This window comes from Parapedobacter sp. SGR-10 (assembly GCF_011030405.1).
In the GTDB taxonomy this organism is placed as follows: domain Bacteria; phylum Bacteroidota; class Bacteroidia; order Sphingobacteriales; family Sphingobacteriaceae; genus Sphingobacterium.
The window spans coordinates 139294-165058 of sequence record NZ_JAAJTJ010000002.1 but is presented as its reverse complement, the minus strand read 5'-3'; the positions used below and the strand labels follow the sequence as shown (position 1 = coordinate 165058).

The 25765-nt window shown below is 45.0% G+C and carries 25 protein-coding genes; 12 read left to right on the top strand and 13 right to left on the bottom strand.

Annotated elements, in window-relative coordinates; all coding sequences use genetic code 11:
* Window position 1: 1 nt before the first annotated feature.
* From G5B00_RS02865 to G5B00_RS02825, 9 genes are all read right to left on the bottom strand, one after another.
* Window positions 2-1018, bottom strand: coding sequence for a 2Fe-2S iron-sulfur cluster-binding protein (locus G5B00_RS02865; protein ID WP_163871744.1), 1017 nt, complete (start codon window positions 1016-1018; stop codon window positions 2-4).
* A 45-nt stretch (window positions 1019-1063) separates the two neighbouring features.
* Window positions 1064-2413, bottom strand: coding sequence for an NADH-quinone oxidoreductase subunit NuoF (nuoF, locus tag G5B00_RS02860; protein WP_163871743.1), 1350 nt, complete (start codon window positions 2411-2413; stop codon window positions 1064-1066).
* 6 nt (window positions 2414-2419) lie between these two features.
* The gene (gene nuoE, locus G5B00_RS02855; RefSeq protein ID WP_163871742.1) at window positions 2420-2947 is read right to left on the bottom strand and encodes a complex I 24 kDa subunit family protein; all 528 of its coding nucleotides are present in this window, start codon (window positions 2945-2947) and stop codon (window positions 2420-2422) included.
* Window positions 2940-4175, bottom strand: coding sequence for an NADH-quinone oxidoreductase subunit D (locus G5B00_RS02850; RefSeq protein ID WP_205966273.1), 1236 nt, complete (start codon window positions 4173-4175; stop codon window positions 2940-2942). Before G5B00_RS02850 ends, nuoE begins: the two co-directional genes overlap by 8 nt.
* An 11-nt stretch (window positions 4176-4186) precedes the next feature.
* Window positions 4187-4690 carry an NADH-quinone oxidoreductase subunit C gene (locus G5B00_RS02845; protein WP_163871741.1) on the bottom strand — a complete coding sequence of 168 codons (504 nt, stop codon included), beginning with the start codon at window positions 4688-4690 and terminating at the stop codon, window positions 4187-4189.
* Window positions 4683-5237 (bottom strand): NADH-quinone oxidoreductase subunit B, encoded by a 555-nt coding sequence (locus tag G5B00_RS02840; RefSeq protein WP_163871740.1) that lies wholly within the window; start codon window positions 5235-5237, stop codon window positions 4683-4685. Before G5B00_RS02840 ends, G5B00_RS02845 begins: the two co-directional genes overlap by 8 nt.
* A gap of 88 nt (window positions 5238-5325) precedes the next feature.
* Entirely contained in the window at window positions 5326-5706 is a 381-nt protein-coding gene (locus tag G5B00_RS02835; protein ID WP_163871739.1) for an NADH-quinone oxidoreductase subunit A, read from the bottom strand.
* A 124-nt stretch (window positions 5707-5830) separates the two neighbouring features.
* A complete protein-coding gene (locus G5B00_RS02830; RefSeq protein WP_163871738.1) occupies window positions 5831-6715 on the bottom strand; it encodes an endonuclease/exonuclease/phosphatase family protein in 885 nt (294 codons plus the stop codon).
* 84 nt (window positions 6716-6799) lie between these two features.
* Window positions 6800-7570 carry a DeoR/GlpR family DNA-binding transcription regulator gene (locus G5B00_RS02825; RefSeq protein ID WP_205966272.1) on the bottom strand — a complete coding sequence of 257 codons (771 nt, stop codon included), beginning with the start codon at window positions 7568-7570 and terminating at the stop codon, window positions 6800-6802.
* Window positions 7571-7740: 170 nt separating this feature from the next.
* Between G5B00_RS02825 and G5B00_RS02820 the strand changes: the two genes are divergently transcribed.
* From G5B00_RS02820 to G5B00_RS02805, 4 genes are all read left to right on the top strand, one after another.
* The gene (locus G5B00_RS02820) at window positions 7741-8643 is read left to right on the top strand and encodes a glycerophosphodiester phosphodiesterase family protein (RefSeq protein WP_163871737.1); all 903 of its coding nucleotides are present in this window, start codon (window positions 7741-7743) and stop codon (window positions 8641-8643) included.
* A gap of 92 nt (window positions 8644-8735) precedes the next feature.
* Window positions 8736-10106 carry a sn-glycerol-1-phosphate dehydrogenase gene (locus tag G5B00_RS02815; protein ID WP_163871736.1) on the top strand — a complete coding sequence of 457 codons (1371 nt, stop codon included), beginning with the start codon at window positions 8736-8738 and terminating at the stop codon, window positions 10104-10106.
* A gap of 48 nt (window positions 10107-10154) precedes the next feature.
* A complete protein-coding gene (locus G5B00_RS02810) occupies window positions 10155-11639 on the top strand; it encodes an MFS transporter (protein ID WP_163871735.1) in 1485 nt (494 codons plus the stop codon).
* 92 nt (window positions 11640-11731) lie between these two features.
* The gene (locus G5B00_RS02805; RefSeq protein ID WP_163871734.1) at window positions 11732-12601 is read left to right on the top strand and encodes an HAD-IIA family hydrolase; all 870 of its coding nucleotides are present in this window, start codon (window positions 11732-11734) and stop codon (window positions 12599-12601) included.
* 18 nt (window positions 12602-12619) lie between these two features.
* Here G5B00_RS02805 and G5B00_RS02800 read toward each other — a convergent pair whose 3' ends face one another.
* Both G5B00_RS02800 and G5B00_RS02795 read right to left on the bottom strand, forming a co-directional pair.
* Window positions 12620-13657, bottom strand: a complete 1038-nt coding sequence (locus G5B00_RS02800) for an Atu2307/SP_0267 family LLM class monooxygenase (RefSeq protein WP_163871733.1) — start codon at window positions 13655-13657, stop codon at window positions 12620-12622.
* Window positions 13658-13769: 112 nt separating this feature from the next.
* The gene (locus tag G5B00_RS02795; protein WP_163871732.1) at window positions 13770-14351 is read right to left on the bottom strand and encodes a tRNA-(ms[2]io[6]A)-hydroxylase; all 582 of its coding nucleotides are present in this window, start codon (window positions 14349-14351) and stop codon (window positions 13770-13772) included.
* A 97-nt stretch (window positions 14352-14448) separates the two neighbouring features.
* Between G5B00_RS02795 and G5B00_RS02790 the strand changes: the two genes are divergently transcribed.
* Window positions 14449-15675 (top strand): glycosyltransferase, encoded by a 1227-nt coding sequence (locus tag G5B00_RS02790; protein WP_163871731.1) that lies wholly within the window; start codon window positions 14449-14451, stop codon window positions 15673-15675.
* A 41-nt stretch (window positions 15676-15716) separates the two neighbouring features.
* On the opposite strand, the gene G5B00_RS02785 is transcribed toward G5B00_RS02790, so the two are convergent.
* Window positions 15717-16094, bottom strand: a complete 378-nt coding sequence (locus G5B00_RS02785) for a hypothetical protein (RefSeq protein WP_163871730.1) — start codon at window positions 16092-16094, stop codon at window positions 15717-15719.
* A gap of 211 nt (window positions 16095-16305) precedes the next feature.
* On the opposite strand from G5B00_RS02785, the gene G5B00_RS02780 reads away from it, so the two are divergent.
* From G5B00_RS02780 to G5B00_RS02755, 6 genes are all read left to right on the top strand, one after another.
* Window positions 16306-19617, top strand: a complete 3312-nt coding sequence (locus G5B00_RS02780; RefSeq protein ID WP_163871729.1) for a S41 family peptidase — start codon at window positions 16306-16308, stop codon at window positions 19615-19617.
* Between the two features lie 57 nt (window positions 19618-19674).
* Window positions 19675-20625 carry a CPBP family intramembrane glutamic endopeptidase gene (locus tag G5B00_RS02775; protein ID WP_163871728.1) on the top strand — a complete coding sequence of 317 codons (951 nt, stop codon included), beginning with the start codon at window positions 19675-19677 and terminating at the stop codon, window positions 20623-20625.
* Entirely contained in the window at window positions 20588-20800 is a 213-nt protein-coding gene (locus G5B00_RS02770; RefSeq protein WP_163871727.1) for a putative signal transducing protein, read from the top strand. Before G5B00_RS02775 ends, G5B00_RS02770 begins: the two co-directional genes overlap by 38 nt.
* A gap of 1 nt (window position 20801) precedes the next feature.
* Window positions 20802-21599, top strand: a complete 798-nt coding sequence (locus tag G5B00_RS02765; protein WP_163871726.1) for a phosphatidate cytidylyltransferase — start codon at window positions 20802-20804, stop codon at window positions 21597-21599.
* Between the two features lie 4 nt (window positions 21600-21603).
* Window positions 21604-22269 carry a DUF2461 domain-containing protein gene (locus tag G5B00_RS02760; RefSeq protein ID WP_205966271.1) on the top strand — a complete coding sequence of 222 codons (666 nt, stop codon included), beginning with the start codon at window positions 21604-21606 and terminating at the stop codon, window positions 22267-22269.
* A 216-nt stretch (window positions 22270-22485) separates the two neighbouring features.
* The gene (locus G5B00_RS02755; protein WP_163871725.1) at window positions 22486-24045 is read left to right on the top strand and encodes a calcineurin-like phosphoesterase C-terminal domain-containing protein; all 1560 of its coding nucleotides are present in this window, start codon (window positions 22486-22488) and stop codon (window positions 24043-24045) included.
* 5 nt (window positions 24046-24050) lie between these two features.
* Here the strand turns inward: G5B00_RS02755 and G5B00_RS02750 are convergent, their stop codons facing one another.
* A complete protein-coding gene (locus tag G5B00_RS02750) occupies window positions 24051-25247 on the bottom strand; it encodes an anhydro-N-acetylmuramic acid kinase (protein WP_163871724.1) in 1197 nt (398 codons plus the stop codon).
* A 72-nt stretch (window positions 25248-25319) separates the two neighbouring features.
* Here G5B00_RS02750 and gcvH point away from each other — a divergent pair, with 72 nt between their 5' ends.
* Window positions 25320-25700, top strand: coding sequence for a glycine cleavage system protein GcvH (gene gcvH / locus G5B00_RS02745; protein WP_163871723.1), 381 nt, complete (start codon window positions 25320-25322; stop codon window positions 25698-25700).
* Window positions 25701-25765: the final 65 nt, after the last annotated feature.

Sequence of the window (25765 nt, the reverse complement as noted above, 5' to 3'; positions counted from 1 at the left end):
CTTATTTTAATCGTTCCGTACGAGCCAATTGTTCTTCATTGGCCAACTGCAATTTCTTGTTCTCCTGAATCACTGGAGGAAGATTGAACTCATAATAATGGTTAGCTGCAATCACCGATTCATGATCGATAGGAGCCGGTTCTTCCAATATCCAATCTGCTGTACTTTTAGTCTCAAATCGACAGGTATCACAGATAAATTCCTCCACTTCCCCAAACTCATCCTTACGCCCGGTCACACGAAGCACATCTTCGCCTTTGTACCACAAGGTCACCTTGCCCGAACAGGTCGGACAGTCACGATGTGCATTGACCGGCTTGGTAAACCACACGCGGTTCTTGAATCGGAATGTCCTATCCGTCAATGCACCCACGGGGCATACATCAATGACATTACCGATAAAATCACTGTCCAGCGCCTTCTCGATATAGGTCGATATCTCCGAGTGGATACCCCGACCGATAATACCATGCTCCCTATTGTCCGTCAATTGATTGGCCACATATACACAGCGGTAACAAAGAATACAACGATTCATGTGCAACTGTATCTTGCCACCTATATCGATACGTTCGAATGTACGCTTGCTAAACTCAAAACGCGTTTGTTCCAGACCGTGCTCGTAGCTCAGATCCTGCAATTTGCACTCTCCCGCCTGATCACATACCGGGCAATCCAGTGGATGGTTGATCAGTAGGAACTCCACGACTCCACGACGTGCTTCGATGACTTCGGGCGATGTGATATTGTGTACCTCCATACCGTCCATGACCGTTGTACGGCAGGAAGCGACTAGCTTGGGCATAGGTCGTGGATCTTTTTCCGATCCTTTGGCGACCTTGACCAGACAAGTACGGCATTTTCCTCCCGAACCTTCCAATTTTGAGTAGTAGCACATGGCAGGAGGCACAATATCTCCCCCTATCTGACGTGCCGCATTCAGAATGGTCGTTCCCGGAGCCACTTCTACCGGAATGCCGTCTATCGTTACTTTAAATTTTACTTCTTCTTCAGCCATTGTCTCTGCTATCTTAAAAAAGTACGGGCAAAAGATCTTATGCCCCTACGCATATTCCAACGGATCGGCATAATGCGCCAAACCATAATTTCTCTGCTGCGACTCGTCACGATGCGTAATATGCCATTCAAACTCATCTCTGAAATGGCGTATCGCCGCCGCTACCGGCCAAGCTGCTGCATCCCCCAATGGGCAAATGGTATTGCCTTCAATATTACGCTGTATATCCCATAGCAGGTCAATGTCTTCCATTGACCCTTGCCCTGTTTCGATATTGTAGAGGACATTTTCCATCCACCCTGTACCTTCACGGCAAGGCGAACACTGTCCACAGCTCTCGTGACTGTAAAAACGGGTAAAGTTCCACGTATTACGTACGATACATTGGTCCTCATCAAATACGATAAAACCACCGGATCCCATCATCGTTCCGGTCTGAAAACCACCATCCGCAAGGGATTCATATGTCATCAATCGAGGCTCACCTTTTATCGTCGTCGAAATCAGGTTTGCCGGCAAAATAGGTACGGATGAACCTCCTGCTACCAAAGCTTTCAGACGTTTGCCATTGGCGATGCCACCACAATATTCGTCCGAATAGATAAATTCCTCTACCGGCACACCAAGCTCTATCTCATACACACCTGGCTTATTGATATTGCCACTGGCCGAAATCAGCTTGGTTCCTGTACTGCGTTCGATGCCGATCTTTGCATACTCCTCGCCTCCATCATTGACGATCGGAACCGTAGCGGCAATGGATTCGACATTATTGACCACGGTCGGACAGCCATACAAGCCCGCTACCGCCGGAAATGGAGGTTTGATACGGGGATTGCCTCGTTTACCTTCCAAAGATTCCAACAAAGCTGTCTCCTCCCCACAGATGTACGCACCTCCTCCCGGTTGAACATATAATTCCAGGTCATAACCTGTTCCTAAAATATCCTTGCCCAAAAATCCGGCTGCCTTTGCCTCAGCAATAGCTTTTTCCAGGATACGGATCTGGGGCATCATCTCACCACGCACATAGATATAGGAGGTATTGGCACCCAGGGCATAGCTCGATACGATCATCCCCTCGATCAGTGCATGGGGAATATGAGTCATCAGGTACCTATCCTTGAACGTGCCGGGCTCGGACTCATCACCGTTGCACACGAGATAACGTGGAACACCTTCCGGCTTGGCCAAAAAACTCCATTTCATCCCTGTCGGGAAACCCGCTCCCCCACGTCCGCGCAATCCGGATTTCTTGACCTCTTCCACCACATCATCCGGAGACATGGATTTCAACGCTTTTTCGACCGCACGATAGCCTCCCTTTTGACGATAAACTTCAAAAGTCTGTATTCCCGGAACGTTGATATGCTCTAATAATAACTTACGACCCATAATCCATTAAGCTTCGTGTTGTGCTTTATTACGTAAAGTTTCGATCAGTTGATCGACGCTTTCTTCTGTTAAATTCTCATAAAATGTATATTCGGGGCCTATCTGCAATACCGGGCCATAGCCACAGGCTGCCAGACATTCCACACCCCGCCAGGAGAACAATCCATCGGGTGTCACTTCGTTTTCCTTGACGCCCAACTTCTTCTCTATATGTGTCATGATACGCTCTGCACCGACCAGACAACAGGGCCCCGTACGACAAACCTCTAGGGTGTACTTGCCTCTGGGCTCCAAAAAATACATGGTATAGAATGTTGCCACTTCGTAGACTTCGATAGGCTTGATGCCCAAATATGCGGCCACCTTGTCCATGGCGTCAGTACTCAACCACCCATACTCCGCCTGTACCAAGTGCAGGATAGGCAGTAAGGCTGACTTTTGTTTACCTTCGGGATAGCGCCCTACGATCTCTCCGAACTGGGCAAACAGCTCGGAAGAAAATTCGACAGGTTGATTTTCTTTTATACTAAGCATCTAATTCTCCCGCTATAACGTTTAAACTACTCATATTGATAATCGCGTCCGAAATCAACATCCCGCTGCTCATCGGAGCAAACATCTGGTAATTGACAAAGGACGGTCTTCTAAAATGCAGACGGTACGGCGTACGACCGCCATCATGGATCAGATAAAAGCCCAGCTCCCCATTGGCTCCCTCTACGGCATGGTACACCTCGGATTTCGGCGTTTCCCACTCACCCATCACAATCTTGAAATGATAGATCAACGCTTCCATGTTGTTGTAGACCTGCTCTTTGGGAGGCAGATAGAATTCCGGAACATCTGCATGGAAGATACCCTGAGGCTCCTTTTCTATTTTTTCCAAAGCCTGCCCGATAATGCGGAGCGACTGCCACATCTCAGCATTGCGCACCATAAAACGGTCATACACATCCCCACTCGTTCCTACGGGCACTTCAAAATCAAATTCTTCGTACGAGCAATACGGGTCCACTACACGCACATCATAATCTACACCTGTAGCCCTCAGAATAGGGCCGGACCAACTGTAGCTCAGGGCTTGCTCCGGCGTGACCGCAGCTACACCCGACGTACGTTCGATAAAGATCCTGTTTCGGACAAACAGTTCCTCAAATTCTTCCAATACGGGTGGATAACGTTTGATGAATTCCTTGATCTTTCTAAACGCAACCTCATTAAAATCACGCTCAAAACCGCCTATACGACCGATATTCGTCGTCAGACGGGCACCGCAGATCTCTTCAAATATCTCGTAGATAAACTCACGCTCCTGCATGACGTACAAGAAACCCGAAAAGGCCCCTGTATCCACACCCAATATCCCATTGCAAATGATATGGTCGGCGATACGCGCCAACTCCATCACGATCACACGCATGTACTGCACACGCTTGGGTATCTCGATATTCAACAGCTTCTCTACTGTCATATGCCACCCCATATTGTTGATAGGAGAAGAGCAATAGTTCAGCCGATCCGTCAAGGGCGTGATCTGATAAAATGGTCTATGCTCAGCAATCTTCTCAAACGCCCGGTGAATATAACCTATCGTAGATACACCACTGACGATGCGCTCTCCATCGATCTGGCACACATTCTGGAATACACCGTGCGTGGCAGGGTGAGTAGGTCCTATATTGAGCGTGATCAGCTCATCTTGCGGATCATTGTCATAAAAGACAGGGTTATTGTGCGTTATTTTACTTATGGATTTGCTCATCTGCTCGTCGTTTATCGCCCAAAATAAAAATCCTTCTTATCCACACGATTGGGATCTTCCAACGGATATTCCTTGCGCATCGGAAAAACATCCAAATCGTCCATATTCAATATACGTCTTAGATCGGGATGGCCTTCGAAAACCACTCCAAAAAAATCGTAGGTTTCTCTTTCCATCCAATTGGCTCCGTTCCAAATAGTAGTAGCTGTAGGGGTTGTGGGTGTTTCGCCCTCTAGGAAAACCTTGACACGCAAGCGAACATTTCTATATAAATTGTGTACATGATATACTACCGCAAAAGCTTTCTGCTGCTTCGGGTAATGTACCGCTGTAATATCGGTCAGATAGATAAATTGCAACTTTTCGTCGTCCTTCAGAAAAGAAAGCAACTCAATAATATCATCTTTGGACGTAGAGATGGTCAACAAGCCATGGGGCTCACCGATGATACCAACCCGCTCTCCAAACTTCTCCTGGAGATATGTCCAAATACCTTGATTGTCCAACTTATCCATTATCTGTCTGTATTCCGTATTTTTCCAACAATGCTTTATACTCCGGTGTATTTCTTCTGTTCAGCGATTCGTTCTTGACGATATCCTGCAATTTGAGTACACCGTCCAGAATAGCTTCCGGTCTCGGTGGGCAGCCCGGCACATACACGTCTACCGGAATGATTTCGTCTATGCCCTGCAATACTGAATAGGTATCAAATATCCCTCCACTAGACGCACAGGCGCCCACGGCAATCACCCATCTGGGCTCAGCCATCTGTGTGTACACTTGCCTCAATACGGGAGCCATTTTCTTGGCGATGGTTCCCATGACCAATAACATATCTGCTTGTCGGGGAGAGAAACTGGGACGCTCCGCACCAAAACGTGCCAAATCATACGTCGAACCCATCGTTGCCATAAACTCAATACCACAACAGGAGGTCGCAAATGGCAATGGCCACAGCGAGTTTGCTCTTGCCAAACCAATGGCCTTGTCTAAAGTAGTGGCAAAAAATCCAGCTCCTTCTACACCCGGGGGGGCTTCAGCTAAGGTAACCTTACTCATATTATCTCTCCGTTTCCTTATTTATACGGCCCACAATATACGCACATATTCCAACGATCAACGGGCCGGAAATCTATTTAGAATCAATCTAATCCCAATTGAGAGCCTTTTTCTTGATGACGTAAATAAAGCCCAACAAGAGTAGCCCCATGAAGATAAACATCTCGATCATTCCCTCCATACCAAACTCCCGGAAGTTTACCGCCCAAGGATACATAAAGATCACCTCAACATCGAAGATCACGAACAATATGGCCACCAAAAAATATTTGATGGAAAAGGGCTGTCTTGCATTTCCGATTACCTCGACACCCGATTCGAAAGCGCTGAGCTTGTTTTCGGTCCTGACCTTAGGACCCAATAAATGGGTAGAAATAATCGCGAATATACCGAAGCCTACCGCCACGGCAAGCTGTATAAGAATAGGAACGTAGTCGACTGGCAAACCCTGCCCTTGTAAATTCTCCATATTTTTCTCTCTCGTTTATTGAACAAAAATATAAATTTTATCGGATATAAAAAGAGAGGTAGATCACTGTTTGGGTTGTACTGGGTCACAAATGGTATCCTATAGAGACGTAAGTCTTACATCTCTACTGTATATCCATCTCCACATACACCGGATAATGATCCGAGATAATATGTGTTCGTGCGTTTTTCAAGATAATACTTTTGGTCACACGCTTGGCTGCCGCATCATTGCACCACAGAAAGTCTATACGCTTGGCAATACCCGAGTTGGTCTGTTTGATCTTTCCTTTACCGTCTTTGAAAGTCGGCAGGCTACTATCAAATTCCTTGCTCAGCAATCTGTACGAATCTTTAAAACCTGCTTCAACGAGTTTGTTCAGCACAGAATAATCGACCTGTCCATTATTTAGATTGCGGATATGTGCATGCTGTTGCTCGCTTTTCTTCATACCTGCCAGCACTTTCTCTCCATAATGGTCACGGTCTGATTCAGCCAACGAATTAAAATCACCCATGATCAGTATGGGTTCATGAGCGGGTATCTCGGCTGTCTGTGCGATAATATTCGTGACCTCTTCCATACGTTTCTGATAGCTAAAAGGCGAAAAATGGATAACAAAAACATGAATATCCCTTATCTTGGCATAGATATAGCTGTGCCACATGTTTTCCGTTACTTTTTTGAAGTTCACCAAAGGGGTTTTGGATGTCAGTGCTACCGGAAAGCCCTCTTCCTTGGATTGCAAAGCGTAGGGATGACCGTAGCTTTTGGCTAGTCCTTCCAATGTTTTTTGTGTCCAGCCGTTCATTTCCTGGGTGGCCACAATATCAGGCTGCAACTCATTGATCAATTGCTTATACCGTTCTATATTCTCCACAGAGTCCTTCTGCAAGCCATACAAAACGTTGTAGGAAAAGATTTTAATTTTCTCTTGGGCTATTGCCGCAGATTCTATGCAAACAAGAAAGAAAAGGGTCAATAAAGAGATGATGTGCTTTTTCTGCATGATAACATGTGTTTCTTGATTGGAGCTTTTATTCAAAGCTACAAAATTTGTTTCTGATAACGGTAAAAAATACCTTGCCTACAATCATCTCGCTACGATCACTTCCACTCCATTCTCCTCAAGCAACTTGCACATAGACGAGGATATATCTTCATCGGTCACGACGACATCAATTTTATCCAGATTACAGATCTTGCCAAACCCCTTCCGGCCAAACTTAGAAGAATCACAGAGCACAATTGTTTTGAGCGAAACCGACATCATAGCCCTATTCAGTTCGGCCTCCTCGATATTGGACGTAGTTACACCAAAATCAGGATCTATACCATCTACGCCCAAAAAAACCTTTGAACAGGTAATATTCTCCAAAAAACTCAACGTATAATTACCAATCACTGACATGGAGCTCCTGCGGAGTGTCCCGCCGAGTTGCGACACATTGATCCCCTCGTGCTCACCAAGTATAGAAGTCGCTTTTATGGACGAGGTAACTACGGTAAGCCTGCCTTTCGGCTCGATCTGCTCAGCAAAAGCACATATCGTCGATCCCGAATTGATGATGATCGAATCGTCCTCCTCGATCAATCTTGCCGCAAAAATACCGATCAGTTGCTTTTCCTTTGTCCGTATCTTCTCTTTCTCTTTTACGTTTCGGTCGGCAGTATGCGGATTGACAGGACTGGCACTCCCGTGGGTACGGTAAAGCAGGCCCTTTTCTTCCAGAGCTTTCAAGTCCTTACGGATGGTTACGGTAGTGACATCTAGCTTGTTAGCAATATCCACTACCTTTACAAATCCTTCTTTCTGAAGCGTACCCAATATATACTTATGCCGCTCGGCAATACTTAAAATCATGAAAACAACATTTACGTAAGCGTAAAATAAAGAAAATAATTGCGAACATCAAAGCTTTTCTACTCAAATAGAAAGGATTTTTGTATTATATTGTTTCGTTTTATTTCTATTTTTCGATTTGGTTGCTATATTTGTTACTCAATCTTTTTTTATTATAAACGAAGCAGAGCATGATCCTACTAAAACAAGCTAAGCAACTCTCCCTAATCGTGGGCCTATCTCTTCTGTTTGCCCCTCACTCGGCAGACGCACAGAAAAAGAAATCCAACTATCTGAACTTTAAAACGACCGAAGAATTACAAGATTTTTTCAGGTATAAAAATGACGGTAGCATTATCATCAGCGGACACCGCGGAGGTATAGATTTCCCCGAGAATAGTTTGGAAGGTCTTCAAGGTGTACTGGACGTGATGCCGGCATTTTTTGAGATCGACCCTCGCCTCACCAAAGACAGTGTCATCGTACTGATGCACGATGCCACACTCGACAGGACGACGACAGCCACCGGAAAGCTTTCCGATTACACGTATGCGGAATTAGCATCCGTTAGGCTGAAAGACGCCAAAGGCAATGTCACCCCCTATAAAATCCCCACTTTAGAAGAAACCATCCTGTGGAGCCGGGGCAAGACGGTCATCAACCTCGACAAAAAAGATGTTCCACTGCACATGGTTGTCGAGCTGATAAGGAAGCACAAGGCCGAAAAACACGTCATGCTGACCGTCCATACCGGAGCACAGGCCCGCTATTATTACGATCATTTTCCCAACATCATGCTTTCAGCATTCGCCCGAAACGAAAAAGAATACGCTGATATGGAAATCTCAGGAGTACCTTGGAAAAATACGATTGCCTACGTGGGCTGGACCATTGATAAGAAGAACGAAGCTATCGTCAGGAAACTAAGGGAAAAAGGTGTACGCTGCATGATATCTGTTGCACCTTCACACGATAAGATCAAAGATGCTATCGAACGTGACAAACGATACCAAGAAGAAATCGATAAAAAACCCGACATTATTGAATCTGACTTACCCATAGAGGTTTGGAAAGTCCTGCATGGCAAGAAATGAGATAATTTGAAAATGTGGGAATTTGAAAATTTGGAAAAGAACGTAGGGGCATCCCTTGTGGTTGTCCAGAAACAAAAAAATATTTAAAAACAATGTCAACAAAAGTAGAAGCCGCCTTAAAGGCTGCAAGTGAAACCAAGGACCTGTTGATGGAAAGCAATATCCTAGACAAGGTTCCCGATTTATTCAGAACGTATTTTGGCAACAGAAAAGCCGTCATCATCGCGGACAAAACCACGTATGCCGTGGCCGGACGTCATGTGTCCGAATTATTGGAGGTCAACGGTATCGCCCAGGAACCTGCCTTTATATTCCATGATCCGGATCTCTATGCCGAATATAGCTATGTAGAACAATTGTCTGCTTCACTCGCTACACACCAGGCCACGCCGATAGCCGTCGGGTCGGGCACAATAAATGACTTGACCAAATTGGCTGCTCATCAAAACGGTCGGGAATATATGTGTGTAGCAACAGCGGCATCTATGGACGGTTATACAGCATTTGGAGCTTCTATCACCGCGGACGGCGCAAAACAGACCTTCAACTGCCCTGCGCCAAAGGTATGCGTAGCAGACGTAGAAATTCTTCGCAATGCACCGGAAGAGATGACCGCTTCGGGATACGCCGATCTATTTGCTAAGATAACGGCAGGGGCCGATTGGATATTGGCGGATAGTTTGGGGGTAGAGCCTATCGACCCCCAAGCTTGGAGTATCGTACAGGACGGTCTGCACGATGCCTTATCAGATCCCGAAGGCTTGCGCAAGAGAGACACCAAGGCCACATTAGAACTAATCAGTGGGTTGATGTTAGGGGGGTTTGCCATGCAATGGTCAAAATCCAGTCGTCCGGCCTCAGGAGCCGAACATCAATTCAGCCACCTGTGGAATATGGAGCACCATACCAATCAAGGAGAGCATATTTCCCACGGTTTTCAAGTCGCTATCGGTACGCTGGCCATCTCCGCCCTATATGAAGAGCTTTTGAAATACCCTTTTGATCAATTGGACATTCGTCAATGCTGCACCACCTGGCCTTCGCCCGAAACACTTGAGCAGGAAGCCAGATCCCTCTTTAAGGACACAGACTTTCCCGAAATAGGCGTACAGGAGACCAAAGCAAAATATATCGATCAAGAAGCCCTGGTACTGCAACTACAATCACTGAAAGATAACTGGCCTTCTATCAAAGAGCGGCTACACAAGCAGTTGGTTCCTTTTCAGGAGGTCAAAAACCGTTTGAAAATGGTTGGTGCCCCTTATGAACCGGAGCATATTGGCATATCCAAAACTTATTTAAAAAGAACATTCAAAAGAGCACAATATATCCGCCGCCGTTTTACGGTGCTGGATCTACTCGTACGAACAAACACAATGGATATATTCCTTGACAAGCTTTTTGGTAAAGGTGGCGTATGGGAGATCGACCAAAATAAAATATTAGTGAAAGAAAATCATTAATTTAACCCATTATTTGAAAAATGAACGGGGCAACCTAAATCAAAAGACATGAAAGAAGAAACAGTTTCATCTGGATCAACGTCCAAAACATTCAAATACTGGCAGACACGCACGATCATTGTCACCATGATAGGCTATGCTATTTTCTATTTTGTACGCAAAAACTTCTCCTTTGCTATTCCTGGCTTGACGGCCGAATACGGGATTACAAAAACAAGTTTTGGAATTATCATGACATTGGTCACTATCGTCTACGGAGTGTCACGGTTTCTCAATGGGTTGATAGCAGACAGGATGAATGCCCGTTATCACATGTCCATTGGATTATTTTTATGTGCTATAGCCAATTTTGCTTTTGGATGGGGCACCGATATTAGTACACTTTTTACAGGGCAAACAGAAGGCCCTATGTTTACAAACACGATGGTACTTATATTCGGGATCATCCTGATTTTGAACAATCTCATCCAGGGGAGCGGCTTTCCTCCTGTCGCCCGCTTATTGACCCATTGGATACCTCCAAATGAACTGGCGACAAAAATGTCGGTCTGGAACACTTCCCACTCGATTGGAGCAGCTTTGGTAGCCATTCTTGCCGGCTATATCATGGGTACGCTCGGTACCAATATGAGCGATAATCCGGAGGTGGTCGCCTCCATCGCGGCAAATTTGAAAATAGATCCTACAGATACCGACAAAATGAAGACCGTACTCGAATCCGCGTCTCACTATGGGGCATGGAAGTGGTGTTTTTGGATACCAGCTGCTATTGCGTTGATGGGATCAATAGGTCTATTCATTGGCTTACGCGATACACCATCTTCGGTAGGTTTGCCCGAGTTGCATAAAACGCATAAAAAAGGGAAGGATTCCTCTGCTGAGTTCAAGGCTTTTGTACGTAAAGCGGTGTATCGCAATAAGTGGATATGGATATTGGGAATAGCCAATTTCTTCGTTTATGTGGTTCGTTTTGCCGTACTGGACTGGGGACCGACGTTTTTGAAAGAAGCGCACGGCATGACATTGACCAATGCAGGATGGACAGTAGCAGTATTTGAAATTTTCGGTATCGTCGGTATGTTGGCCGCGGGCTGGGTGACTGACAGGTATCTTGCGGGAAAAGCCCACCGTACCTCTTTATATTGTATGATAGGCGTAGCCCTGTTCATGACTATCTTTCTGTATTTGCCGGACGATACTCCGTCCTGGGGCATGATATTGTCTTTGGCCATGGCCGGATTCTTTATTTATGGCCCACAAGCCCTTATCGGTATTGCCGCCGCCAATCAGGCAACCAACAGAGCCGCCGCTACAGCTAATGGCGTGGTTGGTATATTTGGTTATGCAAGCGGCCTGGTATCCGGAGTCGGGATTGGTTACATGGTGGACACTATCAACAAAGTGAACCCCGGAAACGCCTGGAATTACGTTTTTATGATGATGATCGGAATGGCCATACTTTGCGTATTCATATTCGCCCTTATGTGGAAAGCCAAAGCACATGGTTACGATGAAGAAACAGAACAAAAGTGACAGAGGTGATAATGATTATGGAGGTCATGAACGAATGGTCTCCGTAACTTCCTCACCTCCATAACTTTCATAACCTCCATAACTTTAAAACAATGACAGCATACGCATATATCGATAGTGCAAAACTGGACACTTTCGACAAACTATACGATTGTCTGAAAAACATCAAGCATATCGCCTTGGATATGGATGGTACGATATACAATGGCAGTACCTTGTTTTCCTTTACCATTCCCTTTCTTGCCAAATTAAAGGAAATGGGTATAGGATATTCTTTTCTAACCAACAATCCTTCGAAAAGTACGGGAGATTATCTCGCACATCTGGATAAGATGGGTATACATGCGACCAAAGAAGAAATGTACACATCCGCTCAAGCCACAATAGAATACATAAAAACGAATATGCCGGAAGCAAAAAGGCTTTTCATCCTGGGCACACCCAGTATGATCAGTGAGTTTGAACAGGCAGGCTTCATATCCACAGCAGACGATGAAAAAGACGTTCCCGATGCCGTAGTGGTTGGTTTTGATATGACTCTTAACTATGCACGCCTATGCAGGGCTTCGTGGTGGGTAGCACAACAACTACCTTATATCGCCACCAATCCCGATCGTGTATGCCCGACCGACAAGAAAATCATTTTGGTAGACTGTGGAGCCATCTATACCTGTATAGAATACGCTACAGGCCGACTGCCTGACAAAGTCATCGGCAAGCCCAACCCAGGTATGCTGGACGGTATCCTGACACGCTATAAGTTACATCCTTCCGAAGTGCTGATGGTCGGGGATAGAATATATACAGATGTTAAAATGGCTCACAATGCCGGAGCTATCGGTGTATTGGTACTTTCGGGTGAAACAACTATGGATATTGTGCGTGAATCGGATACAGTTCCTGACATCATTGCCAAAGATCTGGCAGAATTGGAGTGTATGCTCATCAATGCAAATAAATAGTAGAGTTTTTGAACTCTACTATTTATTTGCAGTTTCCTTCACTTTAGGAGCAATCTGTGTCCCATAAATTTCGATAGATTTCATCATGTCCTTATGGTTGGGGCCTCCGACATCCATGTGTGCAGAAAAGCGTGTCAACCCAAAAGTTTCGCTAACGGCCAAAATCTTATCGACAGCTTCATTGACATCACCTACGACCAGATGACCATGGGACGAACGTCCAAAATCATACTGCGATCGCTGATAAGGAGGCCAACCCCTCGACGCACCTATCCTGTTCATTTGTGTAGAGTACAGAGGATAGTATTTGTCTGAAATTTCCTTGCTGTTTTCTCCAAAAAAAGCATGCATATGTACCCCAACTTGAAATTTATCCATGTCATGCCCATTCTCCTCATAAGCCTGTCTGTACACCTCAAATAAAGGCATAAACTGTTCCCAGACGCCGCCTATAATAGCAAACATGACCGGCAATCCCAGTTTTCCGGCACGGATGACAGACGAAGTCGTACCCCCTACGGCCACCCAGATCGGAAGTCCCCCTTCAGTATGTCGGGGATAAACTTCTTGATTGATCAAAGTTTTGCGGAATTTTCCTGTCCAATTGATAGTTGGATTGTTTTTCAATTTGAGCAATAGTTCTAACTTTTCTTCGAAAAGTTCACTGTAATCTTTTAGGTCATAGCCGAATAACGGAAAAGATTCAATAAACGATCCCCGGCCTGCCATCAGTTCGGCCCGGCCATTAGAGATCAGATCTACCGTTGCAAAGTCTTGATACAATTTGACCGGATCTGCCGAGCTCAAGACCGAAACAGCTGAGCCCAATTTAATATTCTTGGTGACCGTGGAGGCTGCCGCCAAGACAATCTCCGGTGCAGCTACGGCATAATCGGGCCTGTGGTGCTCACCGATACCAAAAAAGTCCAGTCCAACCTCGTCCATGAGTTTGACTTCTTCAATAATCTCTTGGAGACGCTCCTGTGGAGATTGGATTTGTCCGCTGACGGGATCGATCTGAAGATCCCCAAACATGCCTATTCCTAGTTCTAACATTCTTTCAAAATAAAAAGTAAAAAATATAGTTTAATCCGGATATAGCAATAGGCTATAAGCTCTAGGCCATAAGCAGTAAACCTATTGCCTAAGGCTTATAGCCAAAAGCCCATCACCCATGTATATATTCTTTGTTGCCGTAGGATTGTATCAGCTCTCCCTCAAAGTCCAACCACTCTTTCCAGCGCTTATCCACATCCACATCGATCGTATATTTACGGGCAAAATTGAGGAACGTCGTATAATGATTGGCCTCAGACACCATCAGTTCGTGGTAGAATTTGGCTAACTCCTCATCCTGGATATTTTTCGACAGTACCCGAAACCGCTCACAGCTACGGGCCTCAATCATCGCTGCAAACAGTAGACGGTCGATAAATGCCTGATTGCGCGACCCGTCTTTCTTGGCAAACTTCATCAACTGCCCTACATAATCATCCTTACGCTCACGCCCCAAGGTATAGCCACGCTCTTTAATGATGTCGATGACCATCTTGAAATGCTCCATCTCTTCGATAGCAATAGCTGTCAATTCGTGTACCAGATCCTGATATTCCGAATTTTGGGTGATCAAGGATATGGCATTGGATGCCGCCTTTTGTTCACACCAAGCGTGGTCGGTCAGTATTTCTTCCAAATTGGATTCGGCGATGTTTGCCCAGCGTGGGTCTGTCAACAGTTTTAGTCCTAGCATATCGTATCAATGTTAAAAACCAAAAATAACAAATAAACTCCGTAGAGACGTAAGATCTTACGTCTCTACAAGAGAAAAAATTACGTACCTTCGACGTGTGAAACGCGTGTTATTCATTGGATTGGTATGGCCGGAGCCGACTTCCTCCGCAGCGGGATGGCGCATATTACAGTTGATCAAGCTGTTTCAGCAGCAATATGAGGTGCATTTCGCATCCTCTGCTTCAAAATCCGAATATTCCTATCCCTTGTCCGACCTAGGGATAACCGAACATACCATCCTCCTCAACGATTCCTCATTTGATTATTTTATACAGGATCTTCGACCAGATATTGTGATTTTCGACCGCTTCATGATCGAGGAACAATACGGGTGGCGGGTGACCCGTTCCTGTCCACAGACGGTACAGATCCTTGATACAGAGGATCTACATCTACTTCGGGCGGCACGGTTGGAAGCCTATAAAAAAGATCGTCCCATAGATCTCTATAACGATACGGCTCTTCGCGAAATCGCCTCTATCTATCGTTGTGACCTCTCTTTGGTAATCTCGGAAGCCGAAATGCAACTGCTCACCGAAGAATTCCACATCCACGAACAGCTTATTTATTTTTTGCCGTTCTGCGAAGAAGCTATTACATCAGCGCATATATCAGCCTTGCCTTCTTTCGAAGCACGTAAAGATTTCGTTTTTATCGGCAATTTTATCCATGAACCCAATTGGAAGACCGTGGAGATACTCAAAAGGGACATCTGGCCACGGATACGCAAGGAACTGCCCCAGGCAAAACTGCACATCTACGGAGCCTACACGCCGCCAAAAGCCCTTCAACTGCACCAACTCCGTGAAGGTTTTTTGATAAAAGGTAGAGCCGAGGATGCACGGTCTACCTTGGCGCAATACCGTGTACTCCTCGCCCCCATACCTGTAGGTGCAGGTATGAAAGGCAAGTTTGTGGATGCCATGCATGGCGGTATACCTGTGGTCTCTTCTACCATAGGCGCCGAAGGCATGGCCAAAGAAGGGCTGTGGAACGGTTTCATTGCCGACGACATAGTGGATTTTGTACAAAAATCCCTTGCCCTGTACAACCACAAAGAAGAATGGATACAAGCCCAGGCAAACGGGTTCACGCTCTTCAACAAAACCTTTGCCGATCTCCGGCCTTCGTTCGACCTTTTGGAGAAATGTCACGACCTATGCCAGAACCTGGAAAACCATAGACGTAAAAATTTCATTGGCCGTATGCTACGTCACCATACCTTACAATCCACTAAATACCTTTCGCTCTGGATTGAGGAAAAAAACAAAGGAGCGCACTGATACAGTACGCTCCAAACCAATCAACCATTATATAAACTTACCTACCTTTTTCTTTTAAAGACAATCTCGGTACGAATTGGCCCGGTGTGGTTTACCAAGGTCAATGTGGAGATAGACTGTACGATGGTTTCCTGTATGGCATAGGTCAAGCCATCAAATTTCATTTCCTTTGCTGAGGGCATTTCATAGTCGTATGTACGTACATCATTGCCCTCTTTTCTCACGTAGGCCTTGCCATCCTTATCAAAGTTGATCGTTTCGTCTTCGGCTAAAAGTTCCTCTGTGATGTTTAGGTCCGGATTCTCATTTCCGGATATAGTTCTGGTTGCCTTTTCCCAATTGCCCGTTACGATAATGTTCAATGCCGCATCCCTACCTATATTATCTACTGTCTCCTTCGTGCAGGAGAATAGCACCAAGCCATCACTGCAAAAGCGCTCAAAAGTGTCATCCTTGTTTTCATAACCCCTCCTTTTTTAGGTAGTAGGCCAAGTTTTGTACCAAAAAATAAGGAAGTCATTTTTTTAACATTTATTTACATTTCCTACTCTGCAACAAGTTGGATATAATAAATGCAATCCGTACAGATACTTCTATCTTTGGGCCTTAGTCATCATATCGCATATTTTTATGTTCAAAAAGATAGCAAACCTTTTAAGCTGTGCCCTACTCCTAGGCTGTATTACTCAAGGGTATACCCAGGAAGAGACGCTATTATTACGAAACCCCAGCATCAGTCCATCCCATGTAGCCTTTGTATATGGTGGAGACATTTGGGTTGTTGACAAGAATGGACAGCATCCCAGACGGCTGACCTCCAATCCGGGAGTAGAGCTCAATCCTATATTTTCGCCCGATGGCTCCCAGATTGCCTTTACGGGCAACTATGACGGGAACACCGATGTGTACACTATTCCAGTACAAGGAGGCGAGCCCCAGCGTATTACCTTTCATCCGGCATCGGATATCGTGAGAGGGTGGCTGAACAACCATGAAGTATACTTTACGACAACAAGGGAATTTCAATATTCATTGGGCTCCAGACTGTATAAGGCTACACTGACCCCTGGTCTAGCGACACCGCTGTCTATGCCCGAAGCCTATCAAGGTTCTCCTTCTCCAGACGGACGCTATTGGGCCTATCTCAAAAATGGAGATCCTACAGAGCGCGATCGTGTCGCGTTCAAACGGTACAGAGGAGGAGGCATGCCCTCAATATGGATTTTTGACACCAAGACAAAAAACATAGAGATCGTTCCCGGCAAACAGTGCAACGATGTCAAGCCCATATGGTTAGGACAAAAAGTGTACTTTCTGTCCGATAGGGATCGGACTGTCAATATCTTCAGCTACGATGTTAAATCCAAAAATATCGAGAAGTTGACAAGCTACGCAGATTATGATGTACGTACATTGCAAGGTTCGGGCAATGAGTTGGTATTTGAATACGATGGTCGGATACATATCCTCAATCTGTCTACCAGACAGGTCAATAGCTTAAAGATCACCGTCCATATGGATCCTCTATACAAACGTCCTCGCTATGTACAAGCCTCTGCTGACATCAGAAATTTTAATATTTCGCCTACAGGACAGCGGGCATTGTTCGAAAGCCGTGGAGAAATCATCTCTGTTCCACGGGAAAAGGGCGACGCCCGCAATATCTCCGTATCTGCAAGCAGTCACGAACGTTTCCCTGCCTGGTCGCCCAATGGCAAGTGGATATCCTATCTATCGGATAAAAATGGAAAATATGAGTTGGTGCTTCGGGATCAAAAGGCGATAGACCAACCGACTTATATCTCTTTGGGGACGACGGCATTCTATTTCGATCCAGTATGGTCACCAGACAGCAAAAAGCTATTTTTCAACGATGCGCACCTCAATCTCTATTACGTAGACATCACAACCAAGAATGTAATGTTGGTCGATTCGGATACATTGTCCTCTATCACAGGCCGTACCCGCAACCATTTTGAACCTTCCTGGTCCAGTGATTCAAATTGGATAGCCTATGTCAAAAGTCTAAAAAATGGTGTACGAGCCATATTCATGTACAACCTAGAGACCAAAAAGACACATCAGATCACAGACGGCATGAGTGCTACGGCACAACCTACGTTCAGCCGTGATGGCAAATACTTATTTTTTACAGCGAGTACCAATACCGGGCTGACCAACTCCGGATTGCACATGTCCGCCTACGAACGCAGTCCAAATTACAGTGTCTATGCATTTATCCTGTCCAAGAATACACCTTCGCCTTTTAAGAACGAGAGTGACGAAGAAGTGGTGAAAGAGGAAAAGACAGAAGATAAAAAAGAAGAAAAACAAGAGGACAAAAAAGATAAAAAGAAGACTGAAAAGAAAAAACCAGATGCCAAAGAATCAGAGAAAAAGAATATCAAACCTGAGGTCAAAAAAATAGCGGTAGACTTTGAGCAGATCAACAACCGCATTGTAGCGCTACCGTTACCTCCTGCATATTATCGATTGAACGGCTTGACAGAAAACGTATTGACCTTCCAGCGTGGCAGCACCATAGGAGTATACGACCTCAACAAAATGGAAAGCCGAACTATCGTCGAAAATGCAAGAGGAGGCTTTGCGATCAGCGCAGATGGTAAGAAAATGATGTACAGTAGTGGAAAAGACTATTATATCGTCAATGCCGGCCAAAAACCTACTCCCCAAAGCGGCAAGCTGGATTTCAAAAACTTTAGCTTTGAAATAGACCCGGCAGCAGAGTGGAGACAGGTATTCCACGAGGTGTGGAGTATGCAAAAGGAATTTTTCTATGTAGAGAATATGCATGGAGCTGATTGGGTTGCTATCAAAGCCAAATACGAAAAATACTTACCCTATGTCAATCACCGCTCGGATCTGGGTTATCTGCTCAATGAAATGATGGGCGAACTGGTCGTAGGCCATGCCTATATCTATCCGGGAGATCAACCCTCATCGCCATCTGTCAACACAGGTACATTGGGCGCAGACCTTGTCGAACAAGATGGGGGCTATAAGATCACCAAGATCTTTTCGAGGTTGGACTGGAACCCTTCGTTCAAAGCTCCCTTGGCCGAACCCGGGCTGAATATTAAGGAAGGAAGCTACATTGTCGGAGTGGATGGCGTACAACTGACCAAACTTCAGAATATCTACAAATTGCTTGAGCAAAAAGTAGGTAGACAGGTCACACTGCATATACATACCAAACCGAAGTTTGAGGGAGCACGCACCGTCACCGTCAAGCCTATTTCATTTTCGGACGAAATCAATTTGCGCCGGATGGATTGGATAGAGAGCAACCGCAGGAAAGTTGAGACATGGAGCAACGGACAGATTGCCTACGTCTATATGCCGAATACAGGGCAAGAAGGTTATACCAATTTCAACAGGTACTATTTCTCTCAAATGGACAAAAAAGCACTCCTATTAGATGAGCGGAACAATGGGGGTGGTTCTGTTGCGGATTATGTGATCGACCTCCTATCCCGTGACCTGATCGCCGGATGGGGTATCCGTGATGGCAAGCCATTCACCACACCCGGCAACGGTATATATGGCCCCAAAGCGATGATCATCAACGAAAATGCAGGTTCCGGTGGCGATATGATGCCGTATATGTTCCGTTTCAAGGGATTGGGTAAGCTTGTGGGACGTACGACAATGGGTATACTGGTCGGTATCTCCGGTTATCCGCCGTTATTGGACGGTGGCCGCATTACCTCACCAAACTTTGGTGTGTTTGACCTGAATGGCAATTATATCATCGAAAACGAGGGCGTCGCACCAGACATCTTTGTCGAGCAGACACCAAAAGAATTGTTGGAAGGTAAGGATCCACAGTTGGAAAGAACAGTAAAACTTCTATTGGAAGAGATGAAAACCTATCCATACAAGAGCATTCAGAAACCGGGGGATCCGATACGGGTCAATTGACAAAAAACTCTCCAAAGGTTTTGAAAACTCTTGGAGAGTTATCGCTATCTTTAGGACATGAATCAACATACCGGCCACATCCATACCTCTTGGACATCACTTGTTTACCTGCTGGCACTTACATTGGTGAGCACATTTGTCCTGCAGTTTTTGGTCGTGGCCATAGATTTTATCTGGAATGGTGGAATGGAAGATCTGATGAAACAAGGCAAATCGGTCAATTCCTACATACACAAACCTTTCATCCTATATCTTCTGCTGATGGCAGGCACGGTAGGTACTTTTCTTATTCCACCTTTGGTCTTACAACGTATAGAGCGGTATCAAATATATTTCCCGCGACAATCTAAGGGAGAGCAGATATGGCTTATCACCTTTGTATTCCTCTTCGCGTTCAGTCCACTCATGCACCTCGTCAGCGAGTGGAATGCACAAATGTCCTTGCCCGAAGCTCTACGTGATGTAGAACAATGGATGCATGACAAGGAAGAAAGCATGAAGGTGCTGTTCGAGAGAGTCATTATGGTCGATAGTATCCCACTCTTACTGCTCAATATAGTCCTCTTGGCCCTGTTGCCGGCTATTGCTGAGGAATTCTATTTTCGGGGTACGCTCTTCCATATTCTAAACCGATTATTCAACAACAGCCATCTTACCGTTTGGATAGTAGCCATCGTGTTTAGTGCTATACATCTGCAATTCTACGGTTTCTTCCCTCGGATGTTGCTAGGTGCATTTTTCGGGTACATGCTGGTTTGGACAAAGAATATATGGATACCTGTTTTTGCCCATTTTGTAAACAATGCGATGGTCACTATCCTGGCATTCATCTACACGAAAAACGGAAAGGCGTACGAAGATTTACAAAGTCAGGAGAACTACTCAATATTTGTGTATATTGGTAGTCTGATTTTAACTGGGTTGATAGGATATTGGTTCTACAGGTACACACACAAGAAAGCAACAATACATGGAGCAAGATTGGATAAAGATACGGACATACGGTAATATACTGGCTGCCGAAATGGACAAACAGCTATTGGAAACAAACGACATTCCTGCGGTCGTCTTGAACAAACAGGATTCATCTTTGAAGTTTGGGCGTATCGAACTATATGTGGCCAAGGAGGTACAGGAGCAGGCCCTCGACATTTTAACACAGTCTAACACGGAGGAAGAATAATATGCTTCAAAGAGCAATAACAGGTTTTTTCTTTGTACTTGCGCTAGTAGGAGCTACATTATTGGGGCAGGAAGTATTTGTGGTGTTTTTTTCCTTGATCGGGATTGGGTGTCTGTATGAGTTCTATACCCTATTTGCCAAGGAGAATGTTAGGCCCAATGTGTACCTAGGGGTATTGACGGCAATTTTGTTGGCTATATTGATAGGGCTGCACTGTATAGGTTGGATTCCTTTCGCCAAAGTATGGCTGATCGTGCCGATGTTTTCATTGATCTTGATTACGTCGTTGTTTCAAAAAAGAGAAAAGCCTTTCGACGACATCGCCTATACCGTGCTGGGACTAGGGTATGCTTTTCTTCCTTTCTTGTTCTTTGTTTCTTTAGGCTTTATACAAGGCGTATTCAACCCTTACATTCCCTTAGGTTTTTTGATTATACTATGGTCCAACGATACAGGCGCGTATTTAGCCGGAAAGAGCTTTGGCAAGCACAAGCTTTTTGAACGCATTTCGCCCAACAAAACCTGGGAAGGATTCATTGGCGGTGTATTGTTGGCTCTGCTCATAGCTATCAATCTTGCCCAATATTTTGGCTCCTTGTCCAAATGGCAATGGGCCTGTATAGCTTTGATCATAGGCGTGTTTGGCACATTGGGTGACTTGGTCGAGTCTATGCTCAAGCGGAGCTTGGGGGTCAAGGACTCGGGCAGACTGTTACCCGGACATGGAGGACTGATGGATCGTTTTGACGGATTGTTGCTTGCAGCTCCGTTGGTTTTCGTATATTTACTTGTTTGTTGACATTATGCAAATCCAGACATCTACATTCGATTTTTTAAAGAACTTGCGTCAAAACAATAATCGGGATTGGTTTCAGGAACACAAATCTCACTATACGCACGCACAGGACGATGTCAAACACTTCATCACCGAGATGATAAAGGGTTTGACCGAATTTGACCCACACATCAATCTGGATATCAATGCTGCAAAATGTATGTTCAGGATCTATCGCGATGTACGGTTTTCCAAGGACAAATCTCCCTACAAGAGTTGGATGGCGGCAGGCATTTCTATCGACGGCCGTAAATTGGAAGGCCCGGAATATTACATACACATCGAACCAGACAACAAGTCATTCATCGCCTGTGGCTATTGGCGCCCCAAAAAAGAGCATTTGGATGCCATCCGTCAAGAAATAGATTACAATGGCGAGGCACTCCGGCAGGCATTGACAGACGGCCAATGGACAGAGGTCGACCTATCGGAAGAGGACAAGTTGTCCAGACCTCCAAGTGGATACACGGCCGACGATCCCAATATCGAACTGCTCAAGCTCAAAAGTTTTATTATCCATCAGATGCTGTCCGACAAGCTGTTGACCTCCAAGAATGCTTTGAAAGAAGTCTTGACAATTTGTGAGCGGATCTACCCTTTTAAAAAGTTTTTACACGAAGCTATTGACAATTAATGAGAGTAGTTATATGTTTTCATAGCCGCATTTTATCGTCATTTCGAGGAGGTACGACGAGAACCGAGTGAAACGAGCTCATCGTAGATAAATCTATGGTTAAGCAGTTTTTCAACTTATTGACAATTAATTCAAATTCATCCATAGATTTCTCCCTTTGGTCGAAATGACGGTTTTATTTATAACAGTATATAATTATCTTAATAAAAACTCTATATGAAAAAACTTTTTTGGCTATGCCTTATTATTAACCTCTGCACGCAAGTTGTACATGCACAAACCGCCAAAGGAATTGTTTTTGAAGATATCAACCGAAATGGCAAAAAGGATAAAGGAGAGAAGATCTTGTCCGACGTAGCGGTGTCCAATGGTGTGGATGTTGTATTGACAAATAGCAAAGGCGAATATATATTGCCCGTCGGCGAGGACAATATCCTCTTTGTCATCAAACCAGCCGGCTACCAAGTTTCGGTAGATGAGGACAATCTACCTCGGTATTATTATATTCATAAACCAAACGGCTCTCCCAAATTGAAGTTCAAAGGGGTAGAAGCTACAGGATCTCTACCCAAGTCCATAGACTTTGGACTTATACCTGTTGTAGAGAAGGACGAATTTCAGATTTTGGTCTTTGGCGATCCACAGGTCTACAACCAAAAAGAAGTCGAATATTTCGAGAATGGTGTGATAGCCTTATTGAAAAACAGTACCCAATATGAATTTGGCATCAGCTTAGGCGATCTGGTCGGCAACAAACCCAATTTATTCAAGCCTTATATCCAGGCCATCAAGCAAGTTGGCATTCCTTGGTACCAGGTCATGGGCAACCATGACATGAATTTTGATGTCACGAGCGACACCTTGTCCGATGAGAGTTTTGAGGCACACTTTGGACCAAACAACTATGCTTTCAATCACGGTAAAGTACATTTTATCGTGTTGGACAATATCCTCTACCAGGGAAAAGGTGCAAAAAAACCCTATATAGGCGGACTGCGCAAGGACCAATTGGATTTTGTGGAGAACACGTTGAAGTATGTTCCCAAAGACCGTCTGATCGTCATCAACACACACATCCCTTTGCTGAGCATGCGGAAAGAAGACAGCCAAAGGTTATTTTCGATTCTGAAAGATTTTCCAAATACGTTCTCCATGTCTGCCCACACACATATACAAAAACAAGTGTTTATCGGCCAGGAGCAGGGTTGGCAACAAAGCATACCTCATCACCACTACAATGTGGGTACGACGAGCGGCAATTGGTATTCGGGAGAATTCAATGAATTGGGTGTACCCGCAGCCACCATGGCCGATGGCACGCTGAAAGGATGGGCCGTAGCGACCTTCAAAGGCAACCAATATGAAGTAGACTACTATGTCAGCGGCAAACCCTCCGATTTCAAGATGAATGTATTTTTGCCCAAGGTGGTGCAAAAGAAAAAGAAACCCAAGACCAGTGTCTATGTCAACTATTTCTTAGGAGGCGAGAAGGATACAGTCTACTACCGTGTAGGCGAAGGGAAATGGCAAAAAATGAAAAAAACAGAGATCCAGGACCCCCATCATTTACTATCTGTCATGAAATGGGATACGGCAGATCCAATGCCAAAAGGTGAGCGTCCCGGAGATCCCAATCTAAGCTCACATATATGGAAAGCCCCTGTACCAAGTGATCTTCCTGTCGGCGAGCATACGATGGAGTTCCGTGTCAACGATATGTTTGGCCGAAAATTTTATAGTACAGCGACGTATCGTATCGAAAGTAGACAAGATTAAACCCCTTATTGGGGAAAACTGATCTTACCCATACATACCGCTGGAGAATCTTTGATGTTGCTCACATGGGAAGGTTCTCCGGCGACAGTTTCATTGGCCAGCAGGGCAAATAGACAGGCCTCCTTGGCATCGGGATCCATACCCAGCGAAGCCATACTGTCCGTACGAACATGCGGAGGCAGCTCTTTTTTGATATTATCGATCAGTGTACGGTTCTGGAGCCCTCCACCGCTGATATACACCGTTGTATCGTCCACGTCCTTAGCCACTTGTCTGATACCATCAACAATGGTTCGTGCAGAAAAAGCATTGAGCGTAGCCATGACATCTTCATGGGCTCTCTTTTTATAGGTATCTCCGGCTTTTCGGGACAGGTAGCTGAGGTTAAAAAGTTCCGGTCCGGTTGTCTTCGGAAAGGCCAGTTTCAAAAATTCTTCTTCCAGAAGAAGATCCAGCAGATCTTGCTGTATGCTTCCGGAAGCGGCGACTTTGCCGTCTTCATCCATTTCTTTTCCCAAATACTTGAACATATATTGATTCATCAAGGTGTTGCCCGGCCCAATATCGGTGGCAAACGCCTGTCGCGTGCTCCCCTGTTTGGGTAGAAGGGTAAAATTGGATATGCCACCGATATTTAGCAAAATCCGGGTTTCCCGGCTATCGGTATAGAGCAGATGGTCGCCATATGCTGCCAAGGGAGCTCCCTCTCCTCCTGCGGCAATCTGTTTTTGCCTGAAATCCGACACCGTAATGATACCTGTCCCCACAGCAATATGATCTGCATCCCCTATTTGCAATGTGCTATTGGGCAGGCTCCTATCCTGGGTCAGGGACTGAGGGGCATGGTACACGGTCTGCCCATGGCTGGCGATCAGATCAATATCTTGCGATTGGATAGCCCATTCGGCTAATGTAACGTTGACGAGTTCAGCATGCACCTTTCCTATATAAGCATGCAATCCACACAAAATCTGTTGATCAATATGCCGTTTGGCAAATACTTCCCTTACCCTCGTTCTAAATGCATCATCGTAAGGCTTTGTCACGAAGTGCAGCAGATCCAGTTTGATAGACCTACCACTGCCGTGAATACGGCACAAGGCTATGTCCAATCCATCCAGGGATGTCCCCGACATCAAGCCGAGAATCAGTCGATTGTCTTTTTTACCAATTTCATAAAGTCTATGGATCTGCGTGTTCATACCATAAAATTAAGGATATTACTTTTGGAATATCAATGGATAATCCTATTTTTGAGAAAAAATAAAGATAAAATGAATTTCCCAGCAGAATTAAAATACACAAAGGATCACGAGTGGATTCGTGTAGAGGGCGATGAAGCCGTTATCGGAATCACAGACTTTGCTCAACGTGAATTGGGCGATATCGTATTTGTTGACATCAATACCGTAGGGGAGGATGTTCCTGCCAACGAGGTTTTTGGTACGATCGAAGCTGTCAAGACAGTTTCTGATCTGTTTATGCCTGTAGCAGCTACTGTATTGTCCATAAATGATGCTATCGATGCTTCTCCGGAGCTGGTCAATTCAGATCCTTATGGCGAAGGGTGGATTATCCGTGTGAAACTGGCCGATCCTGCTGACGTCAACGGTCTATTGTCTGCTGAGGAATATAAATCAGAAATCAATGCTTGATAAAAAGTAATCGAGCAAAGTATACCATAATAAATAGAAGAAGCCGTCCCAAAATTAATGAGACG

Excerpts from the sequence above, each read along its gene's own strand:
- G5B00_RS02865 (WP_163871744.1), bottom strand. The coding sequence starts at position 1,018 with ATGGCTGAAGAAGAAGTAAAATTTAAAGTAACGATAGACGGCATTCCG.
- nuoF (WP_163871743.1), bottom strand. The coding sequence starts at position 2,413 with ATGGGTCGTAAGTTATTATTAGAGCATATCAACGTTCCGGGAATACAG.
- nuoE (WP_163871742.1), bottom strand. The coding sequence starts at position 2,947 with ATGCTTAGTATAAAAGAAAATCAACCTGTCGAATTTTCTTCCGAGCTG.
- G5B00_RS02850 (WP_205966273.1), bottom strand. The coding sequence starts at position 4,175 with ATGAGCAAATCCATAAGTAAAATAACGCACAATAACCCTGTCTTTTAT.
- G5B00_RS02845 (WP_163871741.1), bottom strand. The coding sequence starts at position 4,690 with ATGGATAAGTTGGACAATCAAGGTATTTGGACATATCTCCAGGAGAAG.
- G5B00_RS02840 (WP_163871740.1), bottom strand. The coding sequence starts at position 5,237 with ATGAGTAAGGTTACCTTAGCTGAAGCCCCCCCGGGTGTAGAAGGAGCT.
- G5B00_RS02835 (WP_163871739.1), bottom strand. The coding sequence starts at position 5,706 with ATGGAGAATTTACAAGGGCAGGGTTTGCCAGTCGACTACGTTCCTATT.
- G5B00_RS02830 (WP_163871738.1), bottom strand. The coding sequence starts at position 6,715 with ATGCAGAAAAAGCACATCATCTCTTTATTGACCCTTTTCTTTCTTGTT.
- G5B00_RS02825 (WP_205966272.1), bottom strand. The coding sequence starts at position 7,570 with ATGATTTTAAGTATTGCCGAGCGGCATAAGTATATATTGGGTACGCTT.
- G5B00_RS02820 (WP_163871737.1), top strand. The coding sequence starts at position 7,741 with ATGATCCTACTAAAACAAGCTAAGCAACTCTCCCTAATCGTGGGCCTA.
- G5B00_RS02815 (WP_163871736.1), top strand. The coding sequence starts at position 8,736 with ATGTCAACAAAAGTAGAAGCCGCCTTAAAGGCTGCAAGTGAAACCAAG.
- G5B00_RS02810 (WP_163871735.1), top strand. The coding sequence starts at position 10,155 with ATGAAAGAAGAAACAGTTTCATCTGGATCAACGTCCAAAACATTCAAA.
- G5B00_RS02805 (WP_163871734.1), top strand. The coding sequence starts at position 11,732 with ATGACAGCATACGCATATATCGATAGTGCAAAACTGGACACTTTCGAC.
- G5B00_RS02800 (WP_163871733.1), bottom strand. The coding sequence starts at position 13,657 with ATGTTAGAACTAGGAATAGGCATGTTTGGGGATCTTCAGATCGATCCC.
- G5B00_RS02795 (WP_163871732.1), bottom strand. The coding sequence starts at position 14,351 with ATGCTAGGACTAAAACTGTTGACAGACCCACGCTGGGCAAACATCGCC.
- G5B00_RS02780 (WP_163871729.1), top strand. The coding sequence starts at position 16,306 with ATGTTCAAAAAGATAGCAAACCTTTTAAGCTGTGCCCTACTCCTAGGC.
- G5B00_RS02775 (WP_163871728.1), top strand. The coding sequence starts at position 19,675 with ATGAATCAACATACCGGCCACATCCATACCTCTTGGACATCACTTGTT.
- G5B00_RS02770 (WP_163871727.1), top strand. The coding sequence starts at position 20,588 with ATGGAGCAAGATTGGATAAAGATACGGACATACGGTAATATACTGGCT.
- G5B00_RS02765 (WP_163871726.1), top strand. The coding sequence starts at position 20,802 with ATGCTTCAAAGAGCAATAACAGGTTTTTTCTTTGTACTTGCGCTAGTA.
- G5B00_RS02760 (WP_205966271.1), top strand. The coding sequence starts at position 21,604 with ATGCAAATCCAGACATCTACATTCGATTTTTTAAAGAACTTGCGTCAA.
- G5B00_RS02755 (WP_163871725.1), top strand. The coding sequence starts at position 22,486 with ATGAAAAAACTTTTTTGGCTATGCCTTATTATTAACCTCTGCACGCAA.
- G5B00_RS02750 (WP_163871724.1), bottom strand. The coding sequence starts at position 25,247 with ATGAACACGCAGATCCATAGACTTTATGAAATTGGTAAAAAAGACAAT.
- gcvH (WP_163871723.1), top strand. The coding sequence starts at position 25,320 with ATGAATTTCCCAGCAGAATTAAAATACACAAAGGATCACGAGTGGATT.